Consider the following 22,912-nt stretch of genomic DNA (forward strand, 5'->3'; position numbering starts at 1 on the left):
TCAGTCTGCGCCCGGCTTGAGGGCAGCCAACCGGTCGATGATGACCGAGCTTGCGCCCATGATGTCGTCGATGATGGCGCGCTCGGCGCCGTCGGCGTCGCGCGCCTCGATCGCCGCCAGCAGTTCGTGGTGGTGGTCGATCATCGCGCGGCCGCCATGCTCGTAGGAGGCGGCGATCAGCGGTCCCATCTGCAGCCACAGCCGGCCGAGGATGCCGCGCAGCACGGACATGTCGGCGATCTCGGCCAGCGCAAAATGGAAGGTCTGGTTGAGTTCCAGCGCCCCGCTCCAGTCCTGGATCGCGATGGCCTGCTCGTTCCGCTCGATCAGCTCGCGCAGCCTGGCCATGTCCCCGGCCTCCGCCTTCAGCGCCGCCTCGCGGGCGGCAAGCCCCTCGAGCTTCACCCGGATCTGGCGGATCTCGAGATAGCGCTCCAGCGTCATCACCGGCACGCGCACCTCGCGCGCCGATTTCTGCACCAGCGCCTGGTCCTGGATCAGCCTCAGGATTGCGTCGCGCACCGGCGTCACGCTGGTGCCCAGCGATTGCGCGAGGTCGCGGATGGTCAGCCGCGCGCCGGGGGCGAAGCGCCCCTTGGTCAGCGCATCCGACAGCTGGCCGTAGACCACCCCACCGAGATTGTCGTGTTCGACCGCCTGGAAGCCGAAGGTCTCGTTCATCGCCCGCGCTCGAAAGCTGCTACTGGCCAGCCGCCGCAGCGCCGCTGGCCCTTGACATTGGTCCACGTGAAAAACATGATGCATCAAACAACAATTTGCGGATTTTGCAAGCGATTGCCGGTGTGGCGACCGCACAAACGACCGCATCGTCGCCCGCCGGGCGACACCCAACCGAGGAACGACCATGGACAGCCAGCCGAACTCGCCCGAGGCGCGCGACAAGAAATTCCACATGCACGCCTACACCAACGCCCGCCGCCACCAGGAGGTCGGGCCGCTGATCATCGACAAGGGCGATGGCATCTATGTCGAGGACATCGCCGGCAAGCGCTACATCGAGGCGATGTCGGGCCTGTGGAGCGTCGGCGTCGGCTTCTCCGAGAAGCGCCTCGTCGATGCCGCGACCAGGCAGATGGCCAAGCTGCCCTTCTATCACAACTTCACCCACAAGGGTCACTCGCCGCTGGTCGACCTCGCCGAGAAGCTGGTCACCATGGCGCCGGTGCCGATGAGCAAGGCGTTCTTCACCAACTCCGGATCCGAGGCCAACGACACGGCCATGAAGATGATCTGGTTCCGCTCCAACGCGCTCGGCCAGCCCCAGCGCAAGAAGATCATCTCGCGCAAGCGCGCCTATCACGGCGTCACCATCGCTTCGGCCAGCCTGACGGGCCTGCCCAACAACCACCTCTCCTTCGACCTGCCGATCGCCAACGTGCTGCACACGTCGTCGCCGCATCATTGGCGCGAGGCACAGCCGGGCGAGACCGAGGAGCAGTTCTCGACCCGCCTCGCCGACGATCTCGAAAAGCTGATCCTGGCCGAGGGGCCCGAGACCATCGCCGCCTTCTTCGGCGAGCCGGTCATGGGAGCGGGCGGCGTCGTCGTGCCGCCGGCCGGCTACTGGGAAAAGATCCAGGCGGTACTCAGGAAATACGACATCCTGCTGGTCGCCGACGAGGTCATCTGCGGCTTCGGCCGCACCGGCAAGATGTTCGGCACCGAGACCTACGCCATGAAGCCCGACATCATGGTCATGTCCAAGCAGATCTCGTCGTCCTACCTGCCGATCTCGGCGATGCTGATCAACGACAAGGTGTTCGAGCCGCTGGCCGACGAGAGCAACCGCATCGGCACCTTCGGCCACGGCTTCACCGCCGGCGGCCATCCGGTGGCGGCGGCGGTGGCGCTCGAGAACATCGCCATCATCGAGGAGCGCAATCTCGTCGCCAACGCCCGCGAGGTCGGCGCCCACATGCAGAAGCGCCTGGCCAGGCTCGCCTCGCACGACCTCGTCGGCGAGGTGCGCGGCATCGCCCTCATCGGCGCCATGGAACTCGTCGCCGACAAGGCCACCAAGGCGCCGTGGAATGCGGTCGGCGCGCTCGGCGGCCTGGTCAACGGCATCCTCCAGCAGAACGGCGTCATCTCCCGCAACATGGGCGACGCGCTCGCCTTCTGCCCGCCACTGATCATCACCGAGAAGCAGGTCGACGAGCTTTTCGACATCGTCGAGAAGTCGCTCGACGAGGCGGCGAAGCAGGTCAAGGGCTGATCGCCGGTCACCACTCGATAAGAGAAAGCCCGCCGGATGGCGGGCTTTTTCGTTTTGGGCTCACCCATCCTTCTCCCGCAAGGGGAGAAGGAAAAGCCTCACACGTGCTGGCCGCCGTTGATGTGGATTTCGGCGCCGGTGACGTAGGAGGCCTGGCCGGAGCACAGGAAATAGATGATGTCGGCCACCTCGGAGGTGGCGCCCAGACGCCGCATCGGAATCTGCTCGACGATCTTGTCGGTGCCCGGCGACAGGATCGCCGTGTCGATCTCGCCCGGCGCAATGGCGTTGACGCGGATGCCGTGCGGGCCGAAGTCGGCGGCCATTTCGCGCGTCAGCGCGCCGAGCGCCGCCTTCGACGTGGCATAGGCCGAGCCGGCGAAGGGGTGGACGCGGGTGCCGGCGATGGACGTCACGTTGACCACCGAGCCCTTGGCCGCCGCCAGTTCCTTGAACAGGCCGCGCGCCAGCATGATCGGCGCCAGGAAATTGACCTGGAACACGTCGCGCCAGACATGCATCGGCGTGTCGATCGAGTTCATGCGTGCGCCGCCCTGCATCTTGGGCGAGATGCCGGCATTGTTGACCAGCGCGTGCAGCATCCCGCCTTCTTTTTCCAGCCGCTGGCGGATTTCCGAAACGGCACTGCCGACGTCGCCCTGGTCGGCGAGGTCGACCTGGATGTGGTCTTCCGGGCCGGCCGGCCACGGGCAGTCGTCGGAAAACGCCTGGCGCGAGCAGGTGATGACGCGCCAGCCTTCGCGGGAGAAGCGTTTGACTGTCGCATGGCCGATGCCGCGGCTGGCTCCGGTCAAAACGATCGTCTTTCGCCCGTCGGTCTTCTCGGCCATTGCATCCTCATTTCAAGCTTACAGCGTATGTAGCGGATGCATCTCGCCATTGCGAGGGGGCGCGGTGAATGGCGGCGTTCAGCCGCGCTCGGTTGCCGCGGCGCGGTTGACCGCACTATGCTCGTGGAAGACTTCCAGGGCCCCAAGGCATCATCGCGAGGAGAAATCGAGTGCAATTCACCGACATCGGCGGCATCACGCTGCACCACCAGCTGATTGGCGGACCGGCGAACAAGCCGGTGCTGGTTTTCGCCAATTCGCTGGGCACCGATTTCCGCATCTGGCGCGACGTCATCGTCCGCCTTGCCGGCGATTATCCCATCGTCACCTACGACAAGCGCGGCCACGGCCTCTCCGACGTCGGCTCGTCACCCTATTCGATGGACGACCATGTCGGCGATCTTGCCGGCCTGCTCGACCATCTCAATGTCAGGAACGCCATAATCGTCGGCCTCTCGGTCGGTGGGCTGATCGCGCAGGGGCTCTATGCGACACGGCCCGATCTCGTTCGAGCGCTGGTGCTGTGCGACACCGCCCACAAGATCGGCACCAACGAATCCTGGAACACCCGCATCGCCGCCGTCGAAAAGGACGGCATCGCCTCGATCGCCGATGGCGTGCTGAAGCTGTGGTTCACGCCCGCGTTCCACGAGCAGCGCAAGGCCGACCTCGTCGGCTACCGCAACATGCTGTCGCGCCAGCCGCTTGCCGGCTATACCGGCACATGTGCCGCCCTGCGCGACGCCGACCTTACCGAGGCCGCCAAGGCGATCGCCGTGCCGACGCTCTGCGTCGTCGGCGACCAGGACGGCTCGACCCCGCCGGCATTGGTGCGCTCGATGGCCGATCTCATTCCCGGTTCGCGCTTCAAGATCATCGACGGCGCCGGCCACATCCCTTGCGTCGAAAAGCCCGACGAGCTCACAGCCCTCATCAAGCGCTTCGAGGCTCGGCTCCCGCTGGAATGACCTGATCGCGAATGGGCTCACCGCAAGCCCGGCCAGGCACCGACGGGAGAAGCTCCGGGCAGCCGCATCTATGCGGCCGGCGGCTCCATCGCGGCCACCGCAAGACCCTCGCCTTTGCCCGGTGCCTTGATCCTGAACCAGGCGACATAGAGCGCCGGCAAGAACAGCAGCGTGATCGCCGTGCCGGCGATGATGCCGCCCATCATCGCATAGGCCATCGGCCCCCAGAACACCTCGCGCGCGATGGGGATCAGCGCCAGGCTGGCAGCCGCCGCGGTCAGCGCGATCGGGCGCATGCGGTGTTCCGTCGCCTCGATCACCGCATTCCAGGGATGGACGCCTTCCTTGATCAGGTCCTCGATCTGCACGATCAGGATCACCGAATTGCGGATCAGGATGCCGATCAGCGCCAATACGCCGAGCAGCGCCACGAAGCCGAGCGGCGCGCCGCTCGGCACCAGGGCCGCCACCACGCCGATCAGCCCCAGCGGCGCCACCGCCACGACCAGGAACAGCCGCTGGAAGCTCTGCAGCTGGATCATCAGTATCGTCGCCATGATGAACAGCATCAGCGGCACCACGGCGATGATCGGCCCCTGGCTGTTGGCGCTTTCCTCCACCGTGCCGCCGGCCGCGACGGCGTAGCCCGCCGGCAGTTCGGCCGAGAACTTGTCGATCGCCGGCTTGAGTTCGGCCACCACCGTGTCGGGCAGCGCCTTGCCCACCACGCCCGCCTTGACCGTGATGGTGGGCAGTCGGCTGCGCCGCCAGATCGTCGGCTGCTCGAGCTCGTAGCGGAAGTCGGCGACGGTCGCGAGCGGGATCGCCTCGCCGTTGCCGGTCGGGATCTGCAGGTTGCGCAGGGTCTCGATCGAGCCGCGTTCGCCTTCGCCCGCCCGCACCACGACATTGATCAGATAGGTCGCGTCGCGTACCTGGGTGATGGTCACGCCGCCCACCACGCTGTTCATGGCGCTGGCTATGTCCTGCGAGGTGATGCCGAGCTGGCGCGCCTTGTCCTGCAGCACGTCGACCTTGAGCACGCGCGACGGCTCGTTCCAGTCGAAGCTCGCGGCCTGCAGCCTGGGATTGGCGGAAATGACGCTCGCCAGCTGCTGCGACAGGCCGCGCACGGTCTCGATGTCGGGACCGCTGATGCGATATTGCACCGGCCGCCCCACCGGCGGTCCGAGTTCCAGCGTCTTGACGAAGGCATCGGTGCCGACGAACTGCTCGCGCAGGATCTTCTCGATCGCCGCCTGCACCCGGTGCCGGGCCTCGATGTCCTTGGTCACGATGATGGTCTGGCCGAAATAGGGGCTGGCCGGCTGCACGTCGAACGCCAGCACGAAACGCACCGCCCCCTGGCCGACATAGGAGCTCCAGTGGTCGACGTCCGCATTGCCATTGAGCGCGACCTCCTCGAAACGTTCGATCTGGGCGCGGGTCTCGGCGATCGAGCTGTTCTGCGGCAGGTTCCAGTCGACGATCAGTTCCGATCGGTCCGACGGCGGGAAGAACTGCTGCTGGACGAGCCCGAGGCCGGCCACCGACAGGGCGAACAGCGCGACCGTCGCCAGGATGGTGATCCAGTACCGCCGCACCGCCAGGTTCAGGGTGCGCGAGAAGGCCGCCGAGAACCGGCTCGGCCTTGCGTCATGCTTCTTCATCGTCGCCGGCAGCAGCGTCACGCCCAAAAGCGGCGCGAACAGCACCGCCACGATCCACGACAACAGCAGCGACACCGCAATGACGACGAACAGCGTGTAGGTGTATTCGCCCGCCAGACTGGTGTTGAGGCCGATCGGGATGAAGCCGGCGACCGTCACCAGCGTCCCCGTCAGCATGGGAAATGCCGTCGACGTATAGACGTAGGTCGCCGCCTTCCTGAGCGAATCGCCGATCTCTAGCCTGGCCACCATCATCTCGACCGCGATCATCGCGTCGTCGACCAGAAGCCCCAGCGCGATGATCAGGGCGCCCAGCGACACGCGCTGCAGCGAGATGCCGAGATAGGCCATGACCAGGAAGGTGATCGCCAGGACCAGCGGGATCGACAGCGCCACGACCAGTCCGGCGCGCAGGCCGAGGCTGATGAAGGAGACGGCGAGCACGATCGCCACCGCCTCGAACAGCGCCCGGGTGAAGCCGGACACCGCCTCCTCGACGATCAGCGGCTGGTCGGCGACCAGGTTCACGCCGACGCCGATCGGCAGTTCCGCCGTCACCCGTTCCATCAGCCGTTCGAGTGCCGCCCCGAACTCCAGCAGGTTGGCGTTGGGCTTCATGCCGATGGCCAGCCCGATCGCGGGCTGGCCGTTGACCCGGAACAGCGCCGTCGGCGGATCGGCATAGCCGCGGCTGATGGTTGCCACGTCGCTCAGGCGGAAGAAGCGGTCGTTGACCTTGAGGTTGATCGACCTCAGGCTCTCCTCCGAGGTGAATTGGCCGCCGACGCGCACCGCGATGCGCTCCTCGCCCGCCTGGATCACGCCGGACGGCGAAATCGCGTTCTGCGCCTGCAGGCTGGCCACGATGGCGTGCTGGTCGAGCCCGAGGGCCGCGATCTGCCGGGTGGAGAATTCGAGATAGATGACCTCGTCCTGGGCGCCGATCAGCTCGACCTTGCCGGCGTTGGGAATGGTCAGCACGCGGCTGCGCACCATCTCGACGTAGTCGCGCAGCTGGCGCATCGTCAGCCCGTCGGCGGTGAAGCCATAGATGTTGCCGAACACGTCGCCGAACCGGTCGTTGAAGAACGGCCCCTGCACGCCTTCCGGGAAGTAGGGCCTGAGGTCGTTGATCATGTTGCGCACCTGCACCCAGGTGGGCTCCACGTCGCGCGCCTTGGTCGTCGGCTTGAGGTTGACGAAGATGATGGTCTGGCCGGCGGTCGTGACGCTGCGCGAGAAGTCCAGGCTTTCGAGTTCCTCGAGCTTCTTCTCGATCCGGTCGGTCACCTGCCTGGTGGTCTCGTCGACCGATGCGCCGGGCCAGTTGGCCTGGATCAGCATGGTCTTGATGGTGAAGCTCGGGTCTTCCTCGCGGCCGAGGTTGAGATAGGCGAACACGCCGGCGACCATGAAGATCAGCATGAAGTACCAGACCAGCGAACGGTGACCTAGTGCCCAGTCGGAGAGATTGAAATCCTTCACGTCACGCCCCTTCCGGTATCCGCACCTTCTGGCCGTCGGTCAGGCTGCTGACGCCCGCCGTCACCACCCGCGTCCCCTCCGAAATCCCGCCGGCGGTGAATTTGCCGCCATCTCTCGCCAGCACCTCGACCGCCAGCAGGCTGACAGTCGATGCCGCCGGGTCGACGACCCAGACGTAGCTCTTGCCGTCCCTTTCGAGCAGCGCCGACAGCGGCAGGTCGATGCTCTCGTCGGCCTTCGCCAGCATCGTCGCCGTCACCGTCGATCCGAGATGGAAGGCGGTCGGGGGAGCGTCGAGCGCCAGCCGGACGCGCCGCGTACGGGTCGAGGCATCCGCCTGCGGCGCGATCTCGCGGATCCGTGCGGCCGTACGCAGCGACGGCACCGATTGCAGCGACACCTCGAAGGCTTCGCCCTGCTTCAGCGCCGCCGCCATCTGGTCGGGAATGTCCACCACGGCCTCGCGCTTGTCCGACCGCGCCACGGTCACCACCATCTGCCCCGGCGATACCGTCTGGCCGACTTCCGCGCCGATGGCGGTCACCACGCCGTCGAAGTCGGAGAACAGCCGGGCATAGCCGAGCTGCTCCTGCGCCTTGGCCAACGCCGCCCGCGCCCGTTCGACATTGGCTGCGGCGGAATCGAGCGCCTGCTTGGCCGAATCGTAGACCGCCTGCGAGGTGTTGGCTTCGGAGAGCAGGGTCCGTTGGCGCTCCTCGCTGGCCGAGGCGTTGGCGAATTGCGCTTCGGCGGAGGAGAGGTCGGCGCGCGCCGATTGCGCTGCCAGCTCGAGCGACAAGGGATCGATGGCGGCAAGCGTCGTGCCTTTCTTCACCGTGTCGCCCACGCCCACGTCGCGCGCCACCAGCTGTCCGAGCACGCGGAAGGCGAGTTCCGCCGAGAATTCCGGCTGGATCGTCCCGACGAAGCCTTGCGCGCCGTGGGCGTGCGGTTCGGCCAGCTGCGACAGCACCGGCCGGACGATCTCCTCGGCCGGCTCCCGCGGGCTCTCGCTGCAGGCTGCCAGAGCCAGTGCGCCTGCCAGCCCGATACAGGTCGCAAGGACCCTCATGGCGCCACCTCCACCACCTGGCCCGGGCTGAGCAGCTGCCCGCCCCGGGCGACCACCTGCTGGCCGGGTTCCAGACCCTTCGTCACCACGGCTATGCCGGAGGCGAAGGCCGCCACTTCCACCGGGACCAGCGTCACCGCCCGGCTGGCCGGGTCGAGCGTCCACACCGCCGGCCTGCCGCCGTCCGACATCAGTGACTGCCACGGCAGGACGATCGCCTTCCGCGCCTTGGCGGTGATCGTGCCGGTGACCGCGGCGCCGAGCGGCATGCCGGCTGGCGTGTCCGGCACCGCGACCTTGACGCGGATCGAACCGGAGGCCGGATCGACCGCCGGCGACACTTCGCGCACCTCGCCGGTGGCCTCGATGCCGGGGTCGGAGACGAGGGCGATCTTCACCACCGGTGCGACCGGCGTGCGGGCGATCATCGCCTCGTCGACGTTGAACACGGCGTCGCGGTCGCCGTCCTCGGCGATGGTGAACGCGGTCTGTGCCGCCTGCACCACCTGGCCGACCTCGACCATGCGCGCCGTCACCACCCCGTAAGCACTCGCCTTGAGCTCGGTATAGGTCAGCCGGTCCCTGGCGTTGTCGAGCTGGCTTCTTGCCTGGTCGACGCCACCCTGGGCCACCCGCATCGATTGCTCGGCGAGGTCGTATTCGCGCCTGGTCGTGAATCCCTGGGCCAGAAGCGTCTTCTGCCGCTCGAAGGCCGCCGACGCCTGCCGGAACTGGGCGTCGGCCGCGTCCAGGCTGGCCTGCGCCGCGCGCACGTCCGACTGCTGCTCCTGCGGGTCGATCCGCGCCAGCACCTGTCCCGTTTCGACACGCTGGCCGACATCGGCCGTGCGTTCGCCGACCCGGCCGCCAACCTGGAACGACAGCTTGTTCAGGGTGCGTGCCGCGATCACGCCCGTCAGCGTCGCCGTTGGCGCATAGTCCGAGACCTGCACTTCGACGGCGCTGACCATGACGGGCTGGCGCGGCGCTTCTGCCTCCGGCTGGCAGGCGGCGACCGGCAACAGCAGGCCGAGCGCCAATATGCGAAGGGGGCGTGCGACTGTGGCGTCTGCGCCACGCTTGGTCGGATGTGCCTGAGCCATGGCCGTGTCCCCCAAAATCGCCTTGCTCCACGCTACGCTGGCAATGGGCGCTCGGCAACAAAGTACCGCCATTCTTGTCTGGCCGGCGAGGCGGGACCAGCATCGGAGCGCCGCGCGGGGACTGCCGCGGCTCGTTCGGCTCGGGCTGGGAACCTGAGCGATTTCCGCGCGTTGTGGGTCGCGTTCATCCTGGAGGCTGCCATGGACCGCATGCTGTTCGACCATTCCGTCACGATCCGGATCGGGCCGGAAAGCACCCGGCGCGAGGTCACCACAGTCAAGGGCGCCTATGAGGCGCTGGTCGACTGGCCGCACACGAAGCGCGCCGGCCCGCTCTATCGCGAGGCGGTCGAGGTGGTGTCGGCGGCCCTTGCCGGCACCCGCACGCGCGAAGCCGCGCGGCGGGCCTTCGTCGCCGCTGCGGAGGAGATCGGCGTCCTGGTTTCATGACCGGTTGAAGGCGCCGGCGGGCAGGGCGGGTCCTGCGGCCGGTACGGCCTGCCGCTGGGCGCGCTGGCTGAGCCACACGCTGCCGAGCACCACGGCCATGCCGAGGATCTGTGCGGCGCTCAGCGACTGGCCGAGCATCGACCAGCCGAGGATGACGGCCGTCATCGGGCTGAGGAAGCCGAGCGGCGACACCACCGACGGCTCCAGCCTGGAGATGCCGCGGAACCACAGTATGTAGGTCAGAGCTGCGCCGACCAGGCCGAGCCAGGCGAGGCCGAGCAGGTTGGCCATCGTCAGCGAGGGCAGCGCCGGCTCCTGCAGCAGCGCGACCGGCAGCAAAAGCAGTCCACCGGCGGTGAGCTGCCAGGCCGTGAAGGTCAGTGGCGAAACCGGCGGCTGCCAGCGGCGGCTGAGCACGGTGCCGGCCGCCATCGAAACCGCGCCGCCGAGACCCGCTGCGATGCCGATGGGGTCGAGCGCCGCATTCGGCGTCAGGATCAGCAACGCCACGCCGCCCATGCCGGCAATCGCCGCGACGATCGAAAGCGGCCTGATGGCCGTGCCGAGCAGGGCGCGGGAGAGCAGGATGACGATCAGCGGCTGGATCGCCCCGACCGTCGCCGCCACGCCGCCCGGCAGCCTGTAGGCCGAGATGAACAGCAGCCACCAGAAGATCGAGAAGTTGAGCGCGCCGAGCACCAGCACGCGCGCCCACCAGATACCCTGGGGCAATTGGCGGACGAGCAGGAGAAGCAGGAGGCCCGCGGGCAGGGCACGCAGCAGCGCCACCGTCAGCGGATAGCCGGCAGGCAGGAACTCGGTCGTCACCAGATAGGTGCTGCCCCAGATGGCGGGGGCGAGGGCGGTCAGGAGAAGGTCGGTGTTGCGGGACATGGCGAAACTCTCTTCATGTCAAATATCTCGACTTCAAGATAGTATGAGTTATCTTGACGTCAAGAGAATTTTCCGGGAAAGGTTGGCCATGGACCAGGTTGACGACATTCTCGCCCAGTGGAACCGCGAACGGCCCGACCTCGACGTCGCGCCGATGGGGCTGATCGGCCGCATCTCGCGGCTCGCCCAGCATCTCGGGCGCGAGATGGAAAAGACCTTTGCGCGCCACGGCCTGAACTATGCGAGCTTCGACGTGTTGGCGACCTTGCGCCGCTCCGGCGCGCCCTATGCGCTGTCGCCGGGCGACCTTTCCGCCACGATGATGATCACCTCGGGCACCATGACCAACCGCGTCGACCAGTTGGAGAAGGCCGGTCTGGTCGAACGCCGGCTCAACCCCGACGACCGCCGCAGCTTCATCGTCTCCTTGACCGACAAGGGCTTCGCCACCATCGACGCGGCCGTCACCGACCATGTCGCCACGCAGACGCGCGTCGTCGAGATGCTGTCGCCGGACGAGCGTGCCGTGCTGAACGCTCTGCTCAGCAAGTTCCTGGTTGGTTTCGAGAGCGTGTGACGCTGGCGGGCGAAGCGTAACGCGGCCGCTCAACCATCACTGAGGTTATCGAAGGGCAGGGCCATCTCCGCATGGAGGGTCGCAAAATACCCCCACCCCTAACCCCTCCCCACAAGGGGGAGGGGACTGGCTCGCGTCATTTCGCTGAGGGCGATCATTAACGGGCAGTGTCGCCAAAGAGTCCCCCTCCCCCTTGTGGGGAGGGGTTGGGGGTGGGGGTATGGGACGTTCAAAAGCTCCGCAAACGCTCACCCCGCCAGCGCCTGCTCCAGGTCGGCGATCAGGTCGTCGCCGTCCTCGATGCCGGCGGACAGCCTGACCAGCGAATCCGAGATACCGATCTCCGAGCGTTTCTCCGCAGGGATCGAGCCGTGCGTCATCAGTGCCGGATGTTCGATCAGGCTTTCGACGCCGCCCAGGCTCTCGGCCAGGGTGAACAGCTGCGTCCGTTCGAGGAAGCGCTTTGTCCCGGCAAGATCGCGGTCCAAGACAGCGGTGATCATGCCGCCGAAGGCGTACATCTGCGCCTTGGCGATCGCATGCTGCGGATGGCTCTCCAATCCCGGGTAGATCACCCGCCGCACGTCTTGGCGCGCCTCGAGCCAGCGCGCGATCTTCAGCCCGTTGGCCGAATGCCGCTCCATCCGCAACGCCAGGGTCTTGATGCCGCGCAGCGCGAGAAAGCTGTCGAACGGACTGGAAATCGCGCCGATGGCGTTCTGCAGGAATTTCAGCTGATCGCGCAGGTCCTTGTCGTCGCCAACCACCACGCAGCCGCCCACCATGTCGGAATGGCCGTTGAGGTATTTGGTCGTCGAGTGCACGACGATGTCGATGCCGAGTTCCAGCGGCCGCTGCAGGTAGGGACTGCAGAAGGTATTGTCGGCGACCGAAAGCACGCCCTTGCGCTTCGCCAGTGCTGCCACGCCCTCGAGGTCGACGACGCGCAGCAGCGGGTTGGTCGGCGTCTCGACCCACAGCATCTTCGTCTCGGGCCGGATGGCCGCTTCGACGGCGGCGAGGTCGGTGAAGTCGACGAACGTCACCTGAAGCCCGGCCGAGCGCTTGCGCACGCGTTCGAGCAGCCGGAACGTGCCGCCATAGATGTCGTCGGTGGCGACGATGTGGGCGCCCGAGTCGAGCAGCTCGAACACCGTGCCGATCGCCGCCAGCCCCGAGGCGAAGGCGAAGCCCGCGCTGCCGCTTTCGAGATCGGCGATGGCGCGCTCGAAGGCAAAGCGCGTCGGGTTCTGGCTGCGGGCGTACTCGAAGCCCTTGTGCACGCCCGGGCTCTGCTGGCCGTAGGTCGAGGTGGCGTAGATCGGCACCATCACCGCACCCGTCGTCGGGTCGTGGCTCTGGCCGCCATGGATGGTGCGCGTCGAGAAAGCCAGCCTGTTCTTCTGCGTCGTCATCTTGCCCTTCTCAGATGGTTGATGAGGTCGACCCGGGTGATCAGCCCGATGAATTCCTCGCCGTCGAAGATGATCGCCACTTCGTTGCGGTCGAAGATCGGCAGCAGCGCGTCGAGCGTCTGGCTGGCCTGCAGCGTGTGCAGCTCCTTGGTCATGGCGGTGGCCACCGGAGCGTTGAAACGGTCCCAGCGCCCGTCATAGGGGCCTTCCACCTTGGCGAGGATGTCGCTCTCGTCGATGATGCCGACGAGCTTGCCTTCATCCAGTACCGGCAGCTGCGACACGTCCCCGCGCCGCATCCGGCCATAGGCGGTGAGCAGGCTGTCGCCAGGCCCGACGAACACCGTGCCGCCCTCGCGGTGCGAGCGCGCCACCAGGTCGCTCAGGTCGCCGTGCTGTTCCTTTTCGGCCAGCCCCTGCTCGGCCAGCCAGAAGTCATCGAACACCTTGGAGAGGTATTTGTTGCCGCTGTCGCAGACGAAGGTCACCACCCGCTTCGGCGTCTTCTGCTCGCGGCAGTAGCGCAGCGCCGCCGACAACAGCGTGCCCGACGAGGAGCCGGCGAGGATGCCTTCCTTGGCGAGCAGGTCGCGCACGGCGAGCATGCTCGCCTTGTCGTTGACCGAATAGGCGCGCTTGACGAAGGACAGGTCGCAGTTCGGCGGCACGAAGTCCTCGCCGATGCCTTCCACCGTCCAGCTGCCGGCCTCCTCCATCTTGCCGGTCTTGACCAGCGGCGCCAGCACCGAGCCGACCGGATCGGCCAGCACCATCTCCGTCTTCGGCGACACCTTGGCGAAGAAGCGGCCGAGCCCGGTCAGCGTCCCGCCGGAGCCTACGCCCACCACCACGGCGTCGACGTCGCCTTCGAGCTGCTTCCAGATCTCCGGGCCCGTCGTCGTCTCATGCGCGTGCGGGTTCGCCGGATTGGCGAACTGGTTGACGTAGAACGAGCCGGGGATCTCGGCGGCGATCCGTTCGGCCATGTCCTGGTAGTATTCCGGGTGGCCCTTGCCGACGTCCGAGCGCGTCAGCCGGACTTCGGCGCCGAGCGCCCTGAGATGCTGGATCTTCTCGCGGCTCATCTTGTCGGGCACCACCAGGATGATGCGGTAGCCCTTGGGGATGCCGACCTGGGCGAGGCCCAGCCCGGTATTGCCGGCGGTCGCCTCGACGATGGTGCCGCCGCGCTTGAGCTTGCCGGCGTGCTCGGCCGCCGCGATCATCGACAGCGCGATGCGGTCCTTGATCGAGCCGCCGGGGTTCTGGCTTTCGAGCTTGATGAACAGCCGGCACGGTCCTGTGTCGAAGCGCCTGAGCTCCACGATCGGCGTGTCGCCGATCAGATCGAGCGCAGACCTGAAGGGTGGGTTCAAGCGGCTCATGGCAGCACCTCCCTTATCCGGCAGTTTCATCGAGCTTACCCCATCTCGGGCGGACAGGCACTGCCGCCCGGTTGATCTTGCGGCCGCTTCCGGCCAGCCTGGCCGCATTTATCGGCGGCACCCGGCTCAAACAAAGGCAGCGGATTTCATTTCGGAGGGGCGCGCGGGAAGGAAATTCTCGGGCAGCCAAAAAAGTTCCGCCCCGCCGGATCGGTCGATCGGGCAGGGCGGCAAAGTCTCAGATGTGTTTCTCGTCGCGGCGCGTGGCGCCGGCCTTACTCGAAGTCGCCGAGGTCGCGCACCGCGCCGCGGTCGGCGGAGGTGGCGAAGGCTGCATAGGCCTTCAGCGCCTTGGTCACCTTGCGCTTGCGCTGTTCGACCGGCTTCCAGCCCTTTGCGTCCTGCTCGGCGCGGCGGGCGGCAAGCGTTGCCTCGTCGACGCGCAGGCTGATCGTGCGGTTCGGGATGTCGATGTCGATGATGTCGCCCTCGCGCACCAGGCCGATGGCGCCGCCATTCGCCGCTTCCGGCGAGACGTGGCCGATCGACAGGCCCGAAGTGCCGCCCGAGAAGCGGCCGTCGGTCAGCAGCGCGCAGGCTTTGCCCAGGCCCTTCGATTTGAGGTAGCTGGTCGGATAGAGCATCTCCTGCATGCCGGGGCCGCCCTTCGGGCCCTCGTAGCGGATCACCACCACGTCGCCGGCCACGACTTCGTTGCCGAGAATGCCCTTCACCGCCGCGTCCTGGCTCTCGAACACCTTGGCCGGGCCCGAGAACTTCAGGATGGATTCGTCGACGCCGGCGGTCTTCACCACGCAGCCGTTCAGCGCGATGTTGCCCTTGAGCACGGCAAGGCCGCCGTCCTTGGAAAACGGATGCTCGGCCGAGCGGATGACGCCCTTCTCGCGGTCGAGGTCGAGCTCGTCCCAGCGGCGGTCCTGGCTGAAGGCCACCTGGGTTGGCACGCCGCCGGGGGCGGCGAGGAAGAAGTCGCGCACGGCCTGGCTCTTGGTCCTGGAAATGTCCCAGTGATCGACCGCCTCGCCGATGCTTGCGGTGTGCACCGTCGGCAGGTCGCGGTTGAGCAGGCCGGCCTTGTCGAGCTGGCCCAGGATCGAGAAGATGCCGCCGGCGCGATGCACGTCTTCCATGTGCACGTCCTGCTTGGCGGGAGCCACCTTGCACAGCACCGGCACCTTGCGCGACAGGGCGTCGATGTCGTCCTGGTCGAAGTCGATCTCGCCTTCATGCGCGGCCGCCAAAATGTGCAGCACCGTGTTGGTCGAGCCGCCCATGGCGATGTCGAGCGCCATGGCGTTCTCGAACGCGCCCTTCGACGCGATCGAGCGCGGCAAAACGCTCTCGTCATTCTGCTCGTAGTAGCGCTGGGCAAGGTCGACGATGAGATGGCCGGCCTCGACGAACAGGCGCTTGCGGTCGGCATGCGTTGCCAGCGTCGAGCCGTTGCCGGGCAAGGACAGGCCGAGCGCCTCGGTCAGGCAGTTCATCGAATTGGCGGTGAACATGCCCGAGCACGAGCCGCAGGTCGGGCAGGCCGAGCGCTCGATCACCTTGACGTCCTCGTCGGCGATCTTGTCGTCGGCGGCGGCCACCATGGCGTCGATCAGGTCGAGCGCCACCTCCTTGCCCTTCAGAACGACCTTGCCGGCCTCCATCGGGCCGCCGGAAACGAACACCGCCGGGATGTTGAGCCGCATCGCGGCGTTCAACATGCCGGGCGTGATCTTGTCGCAATTGGAGATGCAGACCATGGCGTCGGCGCAATGCGCGTTGACCATGTATTCGACCGAGTCGGCGATGATCTCGCGGCTCGGCAGCGAATACAGCATGCCGTCATGGCCCATGGCGATGCCGTCGTCGACCGCGATTGTGTTGAACTCCTTGGCCACGCCGCCAGCCGCCTCGATCTCGCGGGCGACGAGCTGGCCGAGGTCCTTGAGGTGCACGTGTCCCGGCACGAACTGGGTGAAGGAGTTGACCACGGCGATGATCGGCTTGCCGAAATCGGTGTCCTTCATGCCGGTGGCGCGCCATAGGCCACGCGCGCCCGCCATGTTGCGGCCGTGGGTGGTGGTGCGCGAACGATAAGCTGGCATGGGCTCTCTCATACGATAGATGGCTAAATTGGGATTGAGCCACTATGGCCCCTGCGTCAACACTTTTTCGCCCCGCGCGCGGCATGGCATGCCGTTTGCGGGCAGCTGCCATGCGCTGAGCGCAGTGCGCGGGTGCCTCAGCCCTTGGAACTGGCCGATTTCTTGCCCTTGCGGCCGCGCCTGAGCTCGGCCACCCCGACCGTCAGCCCCATCGCCAGCGCCATGGTCGCGGCGAGCGAGCGGAAGCCGCCGAAATCGGCCTCGGCCACCTCGAACCACACCCTGGCGAACTGCGCCAGCGGCGAGAACGCGCTGTCGGTGATCGCCACCACCGGCACGCCGTTGGCCGACAGCACCCGCGCCTCCTCCACCGTCGCCGAGGCGTAGGGTGAGAAGCTGATGGCGATCACGGCGTCCTTCGGCGTGGCAAACGAGATGATCTCGGGGCTCAGGCCGGAGGCGGATTCGATCAGCTGGCTGCGCACGCCGAGCTTGCCCAGCGCATAGGCGATGTAGCTGGCGACCGGGTAGGAGCGGCGGCGGGCGAGGATGTAGATGGTCTCGGCGCCGTTGAGCAGGTCGACGGCGCGGTCCAAGGTCTCGTCGTCGAGATTGCGCGACATCACGTCGATCGACTTGCTGGCGGCGGCCAGGAAGCCGTCGACGATGCGGCGGTTGCTGGCGTCGTCGTCGCCTTCGCCGCGCACCACCGTCAGCCGCTCCTCGTAGGAGGTCGTCCGCTCCCTCAGCCGCTCGCGGAAAACCTGCTGCAGGCTGGTGAAGCCGTCATAGCCGAGGTGCTGGGCGAAGCGAATCAGCGTCGAGGGCTGCACGCCCGCCGAGCTTGCGATGCTGGCGGCGGTGCCGAAGGCGATCTCGTCGGGATTGTCGAGCGCGTAGGCCGCCACCTGGGCGATGCGCTTGGGCAGGCTCTGGCGTCGGTCCAGGATCAGCGCCCTCAGCGCCTCGAAATCGCGCGGCAATGCCTCCGAAACCGTGTCCGCCATGTTGTCCATTCCGCCTCCGCCTGGTCCACAATAGCGCCGGGGCCACCGGCTGTCCAAATAAAATGAACTGTATGTTCCATTTTTGCCAAAATTCGACTATTCAGTCCGTCGAGAGCATGATCCAAAAAGCGGGAACCGGTTTTCGGACCGGGTCATGCTCCGGCAAAGAGAGATCGAGCCCCATTCCGCTTTGTCGAATGTGCCAGATTCTATAGACCGGGAGAGCGTGAAGTGACAGGTGTAGGACTTATCGGAACCGGCTTCATGGGCAAGTGCCATGCGCTGGCGTGGAATTCGGTGCGCACGGTGTTCGGCGACGTCGACAAGGTGAGGCTCGTCCATCTGGCCGAGGCCAATGCCAGTCTTGCCGCGAGCCGCGCATCCGAGCTCGGCTTCGAGAAGGCGTCGGGCGACTGGCGCGCCGTCGTCGCCGATCCCGAGGTCGACGTCGTCTCGCTGACCACGCCCAACCAGTTCCATCCGGAGATGGCGATCGCCGTGCTCGAGGCCGGCAAGCACCTGTGGTGCGAGAAGCCGATGGCGCCGACGCTGGCCGAGGCGGAAGCCATGGCCGCCGCCGCCCGCAAGTCGGGGAAGGTCGCCGTGCTCGGCTACAACTACATCCAGAGCCCGGCCATCCGCCACATTCGCCAATTGCTCGACGAAAAGCTCATCGGCGAGGTCAACCATCTGCGTGTCGAGATGGACGAGGATTTCATGGCCGATCCGGATGCGCCGTTCTTCTGGAAGCACGAGGCCAAGTCCGGCTACGGCGCGCTCGACGATTTCGCCGTCCATCCGCTGTCGCTGATCGCCGCACTCTTCGGTCGGGTCGAGAGCGTCATGTGCGACATGGCAAAGCCCTATCCTGACCGCCAGGTCGCGGGCGGCGGCCGCCGCGAGGTCGAGACCTACGACATCGCGTCCAGCCTCATCCATCTCGAAAACGGCGTCTCCGGCACGCTTCTGGTCAACCGCTCCGCCTGGGGCCGCAAGGGCCGCCTCCAGGTGCAGATCTTCGGCTCGAAGGGGTCGATCGTCTTCGACCAGGAGCGCTTCAACGAGATCCAGCTCTATGTCACCTCGGACCGGCCGACCGAGCAGGGCTACCGCACCATCCTCGCGGCACCCGCCCACGCACCCTACGGCCAGTTCATCCCCGCGCCCGGCCACGGCCTCGGCTTCAACGACCTCAAGACCATCGAATGCCGCGAACTGCTCGCCCGCATCGCCGGTGCGCCTGCTCGCGTCATCGACTTCGACGAGGGCTTGGAGATCGAGCGCACCGTGCACGCGATGGCGCAGTCGTTTGCCGAGCGGAAATGGATGAAGGTGAGGTAGTAGAGGCCGTTTTTTTCCGCGCTGGAAATGCCCCCTCGCCGGCTCGCTGCGCTCGCGACCTCTCCCCCTTCCTGAGGGCGAAGAATCGAGGCGGCAGAGGCTGCTTTCCAGCTTGGGTTCCTCGCCCCCATGGAGTAGGGGAGAGGTGGTTTGCGCAGCAAACCGGTGAGGGGGCAGTCACCAGGTTCCGGCGACAAAATGGCAGCGCCCGGCCAAAAAGCCGCAGAATAGAATTCTGGTTGCCGCACATCGAAAGATTCCCCTTGAAGTTGCAGCTCAGATATGGCGAGATCAGTTGCGCGGGGGAATGCGGCATGAGAACGATTATCGCCTTGTGCGTGCCAGGCATCGTCGTTGCGCGATACAGAACTTGAAAAGTAGCGCGCAACGCAAAAGTTAGAATATTCAAGCGAATACATAAGGCGCAAAAAAACCGAAACACCTATAGCCATCGGTCGTGCTCGATCCCATGACTGCTTGCCCCGAGATCTGAACGTCACCTGAGTGTCAGGGACGCAAAGCAAGGGAGGAGCATATGGCAATTCGCAAGCTACCGAAGCCAATAGTTTATATGCTGGCTTCTCGTCGTCATCGTCTTCGGCATTTTCTTTGGCATGCGGTCCGAAGCGCCTGGAACAATCCGCTCCTGACGGCGGAGGTCAGGCAGCTCATCCGCAACAAGGGCTGGGCGCCGCCCAACGACCGCGCCCCGTTCGACGCCGAGGGCAAGCTCATCCTCGACAATTTTGCCGGCGAGGATTTTCTCTACATGCACCGGCAGATGATCCGCGAGGTCAACGATCTGCTCGCGCAGGAAGGCGAGCCGCCGCTGGACGCCTGGTCGGCCATGCCCAGGCCGGGGGAGAATCCCGATTTCGCGGTGCCGGCCGCCTGGACATATGCCGATCCCAACCAGTCCGCGGCGGACAATGCGCAGATGACCACCTCGCTGCAGCGGTTGAAATCGGACGCCTATGCCGACAACCCGATCGGGATATGGGAGACCTTCTACACCAGCCCGACCAACCTCAGGAGGCTGTCGCTCGGCGCGCTGGGCAACCTGCTCGAGATGACGATCCACAACAGCTTCCACATGCGGTGGGCGAGCCAGCCCTTCGGCTATATGCCGTCACCCAACCTGGAGGACGTGAACGCCATCGATCCCAAATGGGATTCGGTCGAGTATGACTATCTCGGAGACACCTATTCCAGCCACGTCAATCCGTTCTTCTGGTACCTGCATGGCTGGGCCGACGCCTGCATCGACAAATGGGCTGCGGCAAATCAGGTCACGGACATCCAGTGGACCGGCACCTGGACCGGAAAGCTCGAGGCCGGCTGGTCGCTCGGCCAGCCCGAGGCGCTGACGGCGAAGGTGCGTGAAGAGGTGATGACCGGCCATCACCAATCGGACGCCGACCTTCGCGACATGGAGGAGATCGTGCAGCGCCTCGGCTCCTGCAAGGTCATCCGCAATTTCTACGACCTTCTGCTTCAGCCCTGAGCACACAGCCGGACAGAGCCATGCGAGGGGCGGCAACCTTGCCCCTCGCATGGTCGCCTTTCCCACCATTGCCTCTCCCCGTCCGCGCCTGATATGCCGCCGGTACCGCCCGCGCGGCTGAAACGGCCCGGAACGATTGCCGATGACCAAGCTCCCCGACCTGCCGGTGACGGCGGTCTTGCCGCAACTTGCCGAGGCCTTGTCCTCAGGCAACGGCGCCGTGCTTGTCGCCCCGCCCGGCGCCGGCAAGACCACGCTGGTGCCCTTGGCGCTGCTCGACGCACCTTGGCGTGGCGATGGCAGGATCGTGCTGCTGGAGCCGCGCCGGCTCGCCGCCCGCGCCGCCGCCCGCCGCATGGCCGCGCTCCTCGGCGAGGAGCCGGGCGGCACCGTCGGCTACGCCATGCGCATGGAAAACAAGGTCAGCGCGAAGACCAGGGTCCTCGTCGTCACCGAGGGCGTGCTCGCCCGCATGATCCTCGACGATCCGGAACTGCCCGGCGTCGCCGCGGTCCTGTTCGACGAGTTCCACGAGCGCTCGCTCGACGGCGATTTCGGCCTGGCGCTGGCGCTCGACGTGCAGGGCGCCCTGCGTCCCGACCTCAGGCTCGTCGTCATGTCGGCGACCCTCGACGGCGCGCGGGTGTCGAAACTGCTCGACGGCGCGCCGGTCATCGCAAGCGAGGGCCGCAGCTTCCCGGTCGAGATCCGCTACGACGAGCGTCCCGCCGGCACGGCCGTCGAGGACGCCATGGCCAGGGCGATCCGCGACGCCCTGGCCGACGAGCAGGGCAGCGTGCTCGCCTTCCTGCCCGGCCAGCGCGAGATCGAGCGCACCGCCGAGCGCCTGGAGGGCCGCTTGGCTGCCGATGTCGACATGGTGCCGCTCTACGGCCAGCTCGACGGCCAGGCGCAGGACGCCGCGATCCGCCCCGCGCCCGCCGGCCGCCGCAAGGTGGTGCTCGCCACCTCGATCGCCGAGACCTCGATCACCATCGACGGCGTCCGCGTCGTCGTCGATTCCGGCCTGTCGCGCCTGCCCAGATACGAGCCGGCGAGTGGCCTGACCCGGCTGGAGACGGTGCGGGCGTCCCGCGCCGCCGCCGACCAGCGCGCCGGCCGTGCCGGCCGCACCAGCCCGGGCATCGCCGTACGCCTCTGGCGCGCCGAGCAGACGGCGGCGCTGCCCGCCTTTTCGCCGCCGGAAATCCTCGAGGCCGACCTGTCCGGCTTCATGCTCGACTGCGCCGCCTTCGGCGTCGCCGACCCGACCACGCTCGCCTTCCTTGACACGCCTCCGGCGCCGGCCCAGGCCGAGGCGCGCGCTCTTCTCCGCGAACTCGATGCCATCGACGCCGACGGCCGCCTGACTGAAGCAGGCCAGGCGATGCGCCGGCTGGCGCTGCCGGTGCGTCTCGCCCACATGGTCGCCGAAGCCGCCCGTCAGGGTGCCGGGCCGGAAGCCGCCCAGCTTGCCGTGCTGATGACCGAGCGCGGCCTCGGCGGCGACAGCGCCGATCTCGAACGTCGTCTCTCGCGCTTCCGCACCGAGCGCTCGCCTCGCGCCACCGCCGCGCGCCAGCTGGCCGAGCGGCTGGCGCGGCAGGCCGGAAAGAATGCCCCTCACCCTTACCCTCTCCCCGTGAATGACGGGGAGAGGGGGGCGTCGGCGTCGCGGCCATCCTCCTTCTCCCCGTCATCACGGGGAGAAGGTCCGGCAGGGGATGAGGGGCGGCGCAAACCTTCCCGCGAGGTGATGGCAGATGGTTCGCAAACCCCCGGCGCCCTTCTCCTCTATGCCTGGCCCGACCGCGTCGCCAGGGCGCGCGGCGAGCGCGGCCGCTTCGTGCTCGCCAATGGCAGCGGCGCTGCCGTCGACGCCGCCGATCCGCTCGCCGGCGAGCCCTACCTCGTCGTCGCCGACCTGCAGGGCAAGGCGCAGAACGCCCGCATCGCCTCCGCCGCGGCGGTGTCGGAGGCCGACATCCGTGCGGTCCTCGCCGCGCATCTGGAGCGCCGCACCGAGGCGAGTTTCGACCGGGAAAAACGCTCCGTCCGCGTCCGCGAGACCGTCCGGCTCGGCGCCGTCATCTTGTCGGAGCGCATGCTGCCGGCACCCACTGGCGAGGCGGCCGACCGCGCCATCCTCGACGCGTTGCGTGCCCACGGGCTCGGCCTGCTCGACTGGGGCAAGGAGGCCGAGACCCTGCGCCAGCGCCTGTCCTGGCTCCATCGCGGCCTGGGCGAGCCCTGGCCGGACATGTCCGACGAGGCCTTGCTGGCGCGGCTCGACGATTGGCTGCTGCCCTTCCTGCGCGGCGAGGCGTCCTTCGCCCGCATCGGCGCGGGCATCCTCCACGACGCGCTCATGTCGCTCGTCCCGCACGACCTGCAGCGCAAGATCGGTTCGCTCGCCCCCACCCATTTCGACGCGCTCTCGGGCAGCCACGTGCCGATCCGCTACGACGGCGAATGGCCGGTGCTCGCCGTGCGCGTGCAGGAGCTGTTCGGCATGGACAGGCACCCCGCCATCGCCGGCGGCACGGTGCCGCTCACGCTCGAACTTCTGTCCCCGGCGCATCGTCCGATCCAGACCACGCGCGACCTGCCCGGCTTCTGGCGCGGCTCCTGGGCCGACGTGCGCTCCGACATGCGCGGCCGTTATCCCAAGCATGTCTGGCCCGACAACCCGCTGGAGGCCAGGGCCACCAGCCGCGCCAAGCCGCGCGGCACCTGAGCATCATCCCGAACCGAAGGTCCGCGCAGCGAAAAGTGGGTACCGGTTTTCGAAAAAAGATCATGCTCACCCAGGAAGAACACGGAGCCCCATCCCGATT

The 22,912-nt window shown here is 67.1% G+C and carries 17 protein-coding genes; 7 read left to right on the forward strand and 10 right to left on the reverse strand.

Translation table 11 applies throughout. The features are described from left to right. Entirely contained in the window at positions 1–681 is a 681-nt protein-coding gene (locus tag J2X50_RS22055; protein ID WP_429098078.1) for a GntR family transcriptional regulator, read from the reverse strand. 184 nt (positions 682–865) lie between these two features. Between J2X50_RS22055 and J2X50_RS22060 the strand changes: the two genes are divergently transcribed. Continuing rightward, the gene (locus J2X50_RS22060; RefSeq protein ID WP_429098080.1) at positions 866–2,236 is read left to right on the forward strand and encodes an aspartate aminotransferase family protein; all 1,371 of its coding nucleotides are present in this window, start codon (positions 866–868) and stop codon (positions 2,234–2,236) included. Positions 2,237–2,334: 98 nt separating this feature from the next. Here the strand turns inward: J2X50_RS22060 and J2X50_RS22065 are convergent, their stop codons facing one another. Then, the gene (locus J2X50_RS22065) at positions 2,335–3,087 is read right to left on the reverse strand and encodes an SDR family NAD(P)-dependent oxidoreductase (RefSeq protein WP_347968482.1); all 753 of its coding nucleotides are present in this window, start codon (positions 3,085–3,087) and stop codon (positions 2,335–2,337) included. Positions 3,088–3,257: 170 nt separating this feature from the next. On the opposite strand from J2X50_RS22065, the gene pcaD reads away from it, so the two are divergent. Further along, positions 3,258–4,055 carry a 3-oxoadipate enol-lactonase gene (pcaD, locus tag J2X50_RS22070; RefSeq protein ID WP_429098083.1) on the forward strand — a complete coding sequence of 266 codons (798 nt, stop codon included), beginning with the start codon at positions 3,258–3,260 and terminating at the stop codon, positions 4,053–4,055. A gap of 68 nt (positions 4,056–4,123) precedes the next feature. On the opposite strand, the gene J2X50_RS22075 is transcribed toward pcaD, so the two are convergent. From J2X50_RS22075 to J2X50_RS22085, 3 genes are read right to left on the reverse strand one after another with little or no spacing between them, the layout of a single operon-like run. Continuing rightward, positions 4,124–7,210, reverse strand: a complete 3,087-nt coding sequence (locus tag J2X50_RS22075; RefSeq protein ID WP_429098085.1) for an efflux RND transporter permease subunit — start codon at positions 7,208–7,210, stop codon at positions 4,124–4,126. A 1-nt stretch (position 7,211) separates the two neighbouring features. Further along, complete coding sequence (locus tag J2X50_RS22080) at positions 7,212–8,282, reverse strand: efflux RND transporter periplasmic adaptor subunit (RefSeq protein ID WP_429098087.1); 1,071 nt, start codon at positions 8,280–8,282, stop codon at positions 7,212–7,214. Beyond that, the gene (locus tag J2X50_RS22085; protein WP_429098089.1) at positions 8,279–9,385 is read right to left on the reverse strand and encodes an efflux RND transporter periplasmic adaptor subunit; all 1,107 of its coding nucleotides are present in this window, start codon (positions 9,383–9,385) and stop codon (positions 8,279–8,281) included. The genes J2X50_RS22080 and J2X50_RS22085 overlap by 4 nt, the downstream gene beginning before the upstream one ends. 201 nt (positions 9,386–9,586) lie before the next feature. On the opposite strand from J2X50_RS22085, the gene J2X50_RS22090 reads away from it, so the two are divergent. Beyond that, on the forward strand, positions 9,587–9,835 hold the full coding sequence (locus J2X50_RS22090; protein WP_429098091.1) for a DUF982 domain-containing protein: 249 nt from the start codon (positions 9,587–9,589) through the stop codon (positions 9,833–9,835). Here the strand turns inward: J2X50_RS22090 and J2X50_RS22095 are convergent. Further along, positions 9,830–10,729, reverse strand: a complete 900-nt coding sequence (locus tag J2X50_RS22095; protein WP_429098093.1) for an EamA family transporter — start codon at positions 10,727–10,729, stop codon at positions 9,830–9,832. The two genes, J2X50_RS22090 and J2X50_RS22095, sit on opposite strands and share 6 nt — an antisense overlap. A gap of 88 nt (positions 10,730–10,817) precedes the next feature. Between J2X50_RS22095 and J2X50_RS22100 the strand changes: the two genes are divergently transcribed. After that, a complete protein-coding gene (locus J2X50_RS22100; RefSeq protein ID WP_429098095.1) occupies positions 10,818–11,306 on the forward strand; it encodes a MarR family winged helix-turn-helix transcriptional regulator in 489 nt (162 codons plus the stop codon). A 248-nt stretch (positions 11,307–11,554) separates the two neighbouring features. Here J2X50_RS22100 and J2X50_RS22105 read toward each other — a convergent pair whose 3' ends face one another. The 4 genes from J2X50_RS22105 to J2X50_RS22120 form a co-directional block, all read right to left on the reverse strand. After that, the gene (locus tag J2X50_RS22105; RefSeq protein ID WP_429098097.1) at positions 11,555–12,721 is read right to left on the reverse strand and encodes a cystathionine gamma-synthase; all 1,167 of its coding nucleotides are present in this window, start codon (positions 12,719–12,721) and stop codon (positions 11,555–11,557) included. After that, a complete protein-coding gene (locus tag J2X50_RS22110) occupies positions 12,718–14,106 on the reverse strand; it encodes a pyridoxal-phosphate dependent enzyme (RefSeq protein WP_429098099.1) in 1,389 nt (462 codons plus the stop codon). The genes J2X50_RS22105 and J2X50_RS22110 overlap by 4 nt, the downstream gene beginning before the upstream one ends. Before the next feature lie 275 nt (positions 14,107–14,381). Then, the gene (gene ilvD, locus J2X50_RS22115) at positions 14,382–16,223 is read right to left on the reverse strand and encodes a dihydroxy-acid dehydratase (RefSeq protein ID WP_429098101.1); all 1,842 of its coding nucleotides are present in this window, start codon (positions 16,221–16,223) and stop codon (positions 14,382–14,384) included. Between the two features lie 137 nt (positions 16,224–16,360). Beyond that, the gene (locus J2X50_RS22120) at positions 16,361–17,239 is read right to left on the reverse strand and encodes a MurR/RpiR family transcriptional regulator (protein ID WP_429098103.1); all 879 of its coding nucleotides are present in this window, start codon (positions 17,237–17,239) and stop codon (positions 16,361–16,363) included. 222 nt (positions 17,240–17,461) lie between these two features. Here J2X50_RS22120 and J2X50_RS22125 point away from each other — a divergent pair, with 222 nt between their 5' ends. The 3 genes from J2X50_RS22125 (at position 17,462) to hrpB (ending at position 22,812) form a co-directional block, all read left to right on the forward strand. Then, a complete protein-coding gene (locus J2X50_RS22125) occupies positions 17,462–18,571 on the forward strand; it encodes a Gfo/Idh/MocA family protein (RefSeq protein WP_429098105.1) in 1,110 nt (369 codons plus the stop codon). A gap of 571 nt (positions 18,572–19,142) precedes the next feature. Next, complete coding sequence (locus J2X50_RS22130) at positions 19,143–20,075, forward strand: hypothetical protein (RefSeq protein ID WP_429098107.1); 933 nt, start codon at positions 19,143–19,145, stop codon at positions 20,073–20,075. A 142-nt stretch (positions 20,076–20,217) separates the two neighbouring features. Next, complete coding sequence (gene hrpB / locus J2X50_RS22135; protein WP_429098109.1) at positions 20,218–22,812, forward strand: ATP-dependent helicase HrpB; 2,595 nt, start codon at positions 20,218–20,220, stop codon at positions 22,810–22,812. Positions 22,813–22,912: the final 100 nt, after the last annotated feature.

This window comes from Aminobacter sp. BE322 (genome assembly GCF_050433525.1).
Classification (GTDB): Bacteria; Pseudomonadota; Alphaproteobacteria; order Rhizobiales; family Rhizobiaceae; genus Aminobacter.

What these genes read in the sequence shown, in the direction of transcription:
- J2X50_RS22055 (WP_429098078.1), bottom strand. Translation starts at nt 681, where the DNA reads ATGAACGAGACCTTCGGCTTCCAGGCGGTCGAACACGACAATCTCGGT.
- J2X50_RS22060 (WP_429098080.1), top strand. Translation starts at nt 866, where the DNA reads ATGGACAGCCAGCCGAACTCGCCCGAGGCGCGCGACAAGAAATTCCAC.
- J2X50_RS22065 (WP_347968482.1), bottom strand. Translation starts at nt 3,087, where the DNA reads ATGGCCGAGAAGACCGACGGGCGAAAGACGATCGTTTTGACCGGAGCC.
- J2X50_RS22080 (WP_429098087.1), bottom strand. Translation starts at nt 8,282, where the DNA reads ATGAGGGTCCTTGCGACCTGTATCGGGCTGGCAGGCGCACTGGCTCTG.
- J2X50_RS22085 (WP_429098089.1), bottom strand. Translation starts at nt 9,385, where the DNA reads ATGGCTCAGGCACATCCGACCAAGCGTGGCGCAGACGCCACAGTCGCA.
- J2X50_RS22090 (WP_429098091.1), top strand. Translation starts at nt 9,587, where the DNA reads ATGGACCGCATGCTGTTCGACCATTCCGTCACGATCCGGATCGGGCCG.
- J2X50_RS22095 (WP_429098093.1), bottom strand. Translation starts at nt 10,729, where the DNA reads ATGTCCCGCAACACCGACCTTCTCCTGACCGCCCTCGCCCCCGCCATC.
- J2X50_RS22100 (WP_429098095.1), top strand. Translation starts at nt 10,818, where the DNA reads ATGGACCAGGTTGACGACATTCTCGCCCAGTGGAACCGCGAACGGCCC.
- J2X50_RS22105 (WP_429098097.1), bottom strand. Translation starts at nt 12,721, where the DNA reads ATGACGACGCAGAAGAACAGGCTGGCTTTCTCGACGCGCACCATCCAT.
- J2X50_RS22110 (WP_429098099.1), bottom strand. Translation starts at nt 14,106, where the DNA reads ATGAGCCGCTTGAACCCACCCTTCAGGTCTGCGCTCGATCTGATCGGC.
- ilvD (WP_429098101.1), bottom strand. Translation starts at nt 16,223, where the DNA reads ATGCCAGCTTATCGTTCGCGCACCACCACCCACGGCCGCAACATGGCG.
- J2X50_RS22120 (WP_429098103.1), bottom strand. Translation starts at nt 17,239, where the DNA reads ATGGACAACATGGCGGACACGGTTTCGGAGGCATTGCCGCGCGATTTC.
- J2X50_RS22130 (WP_429098107.1), top strand. Translation starts at nt 19,143, where the DNA reads ATGCTGGCTTCTCGTCGTCATCGTCTTCGGCATTTTCTTTGGCATGCG.
- hrpB (WP_429098109.1), top strand. Translation starts at nt 20,218, where the DNA reads ATGACCAAGCTCCCCGACCTGCCGGTGACGGCGGTCTTGCCGCAACTT.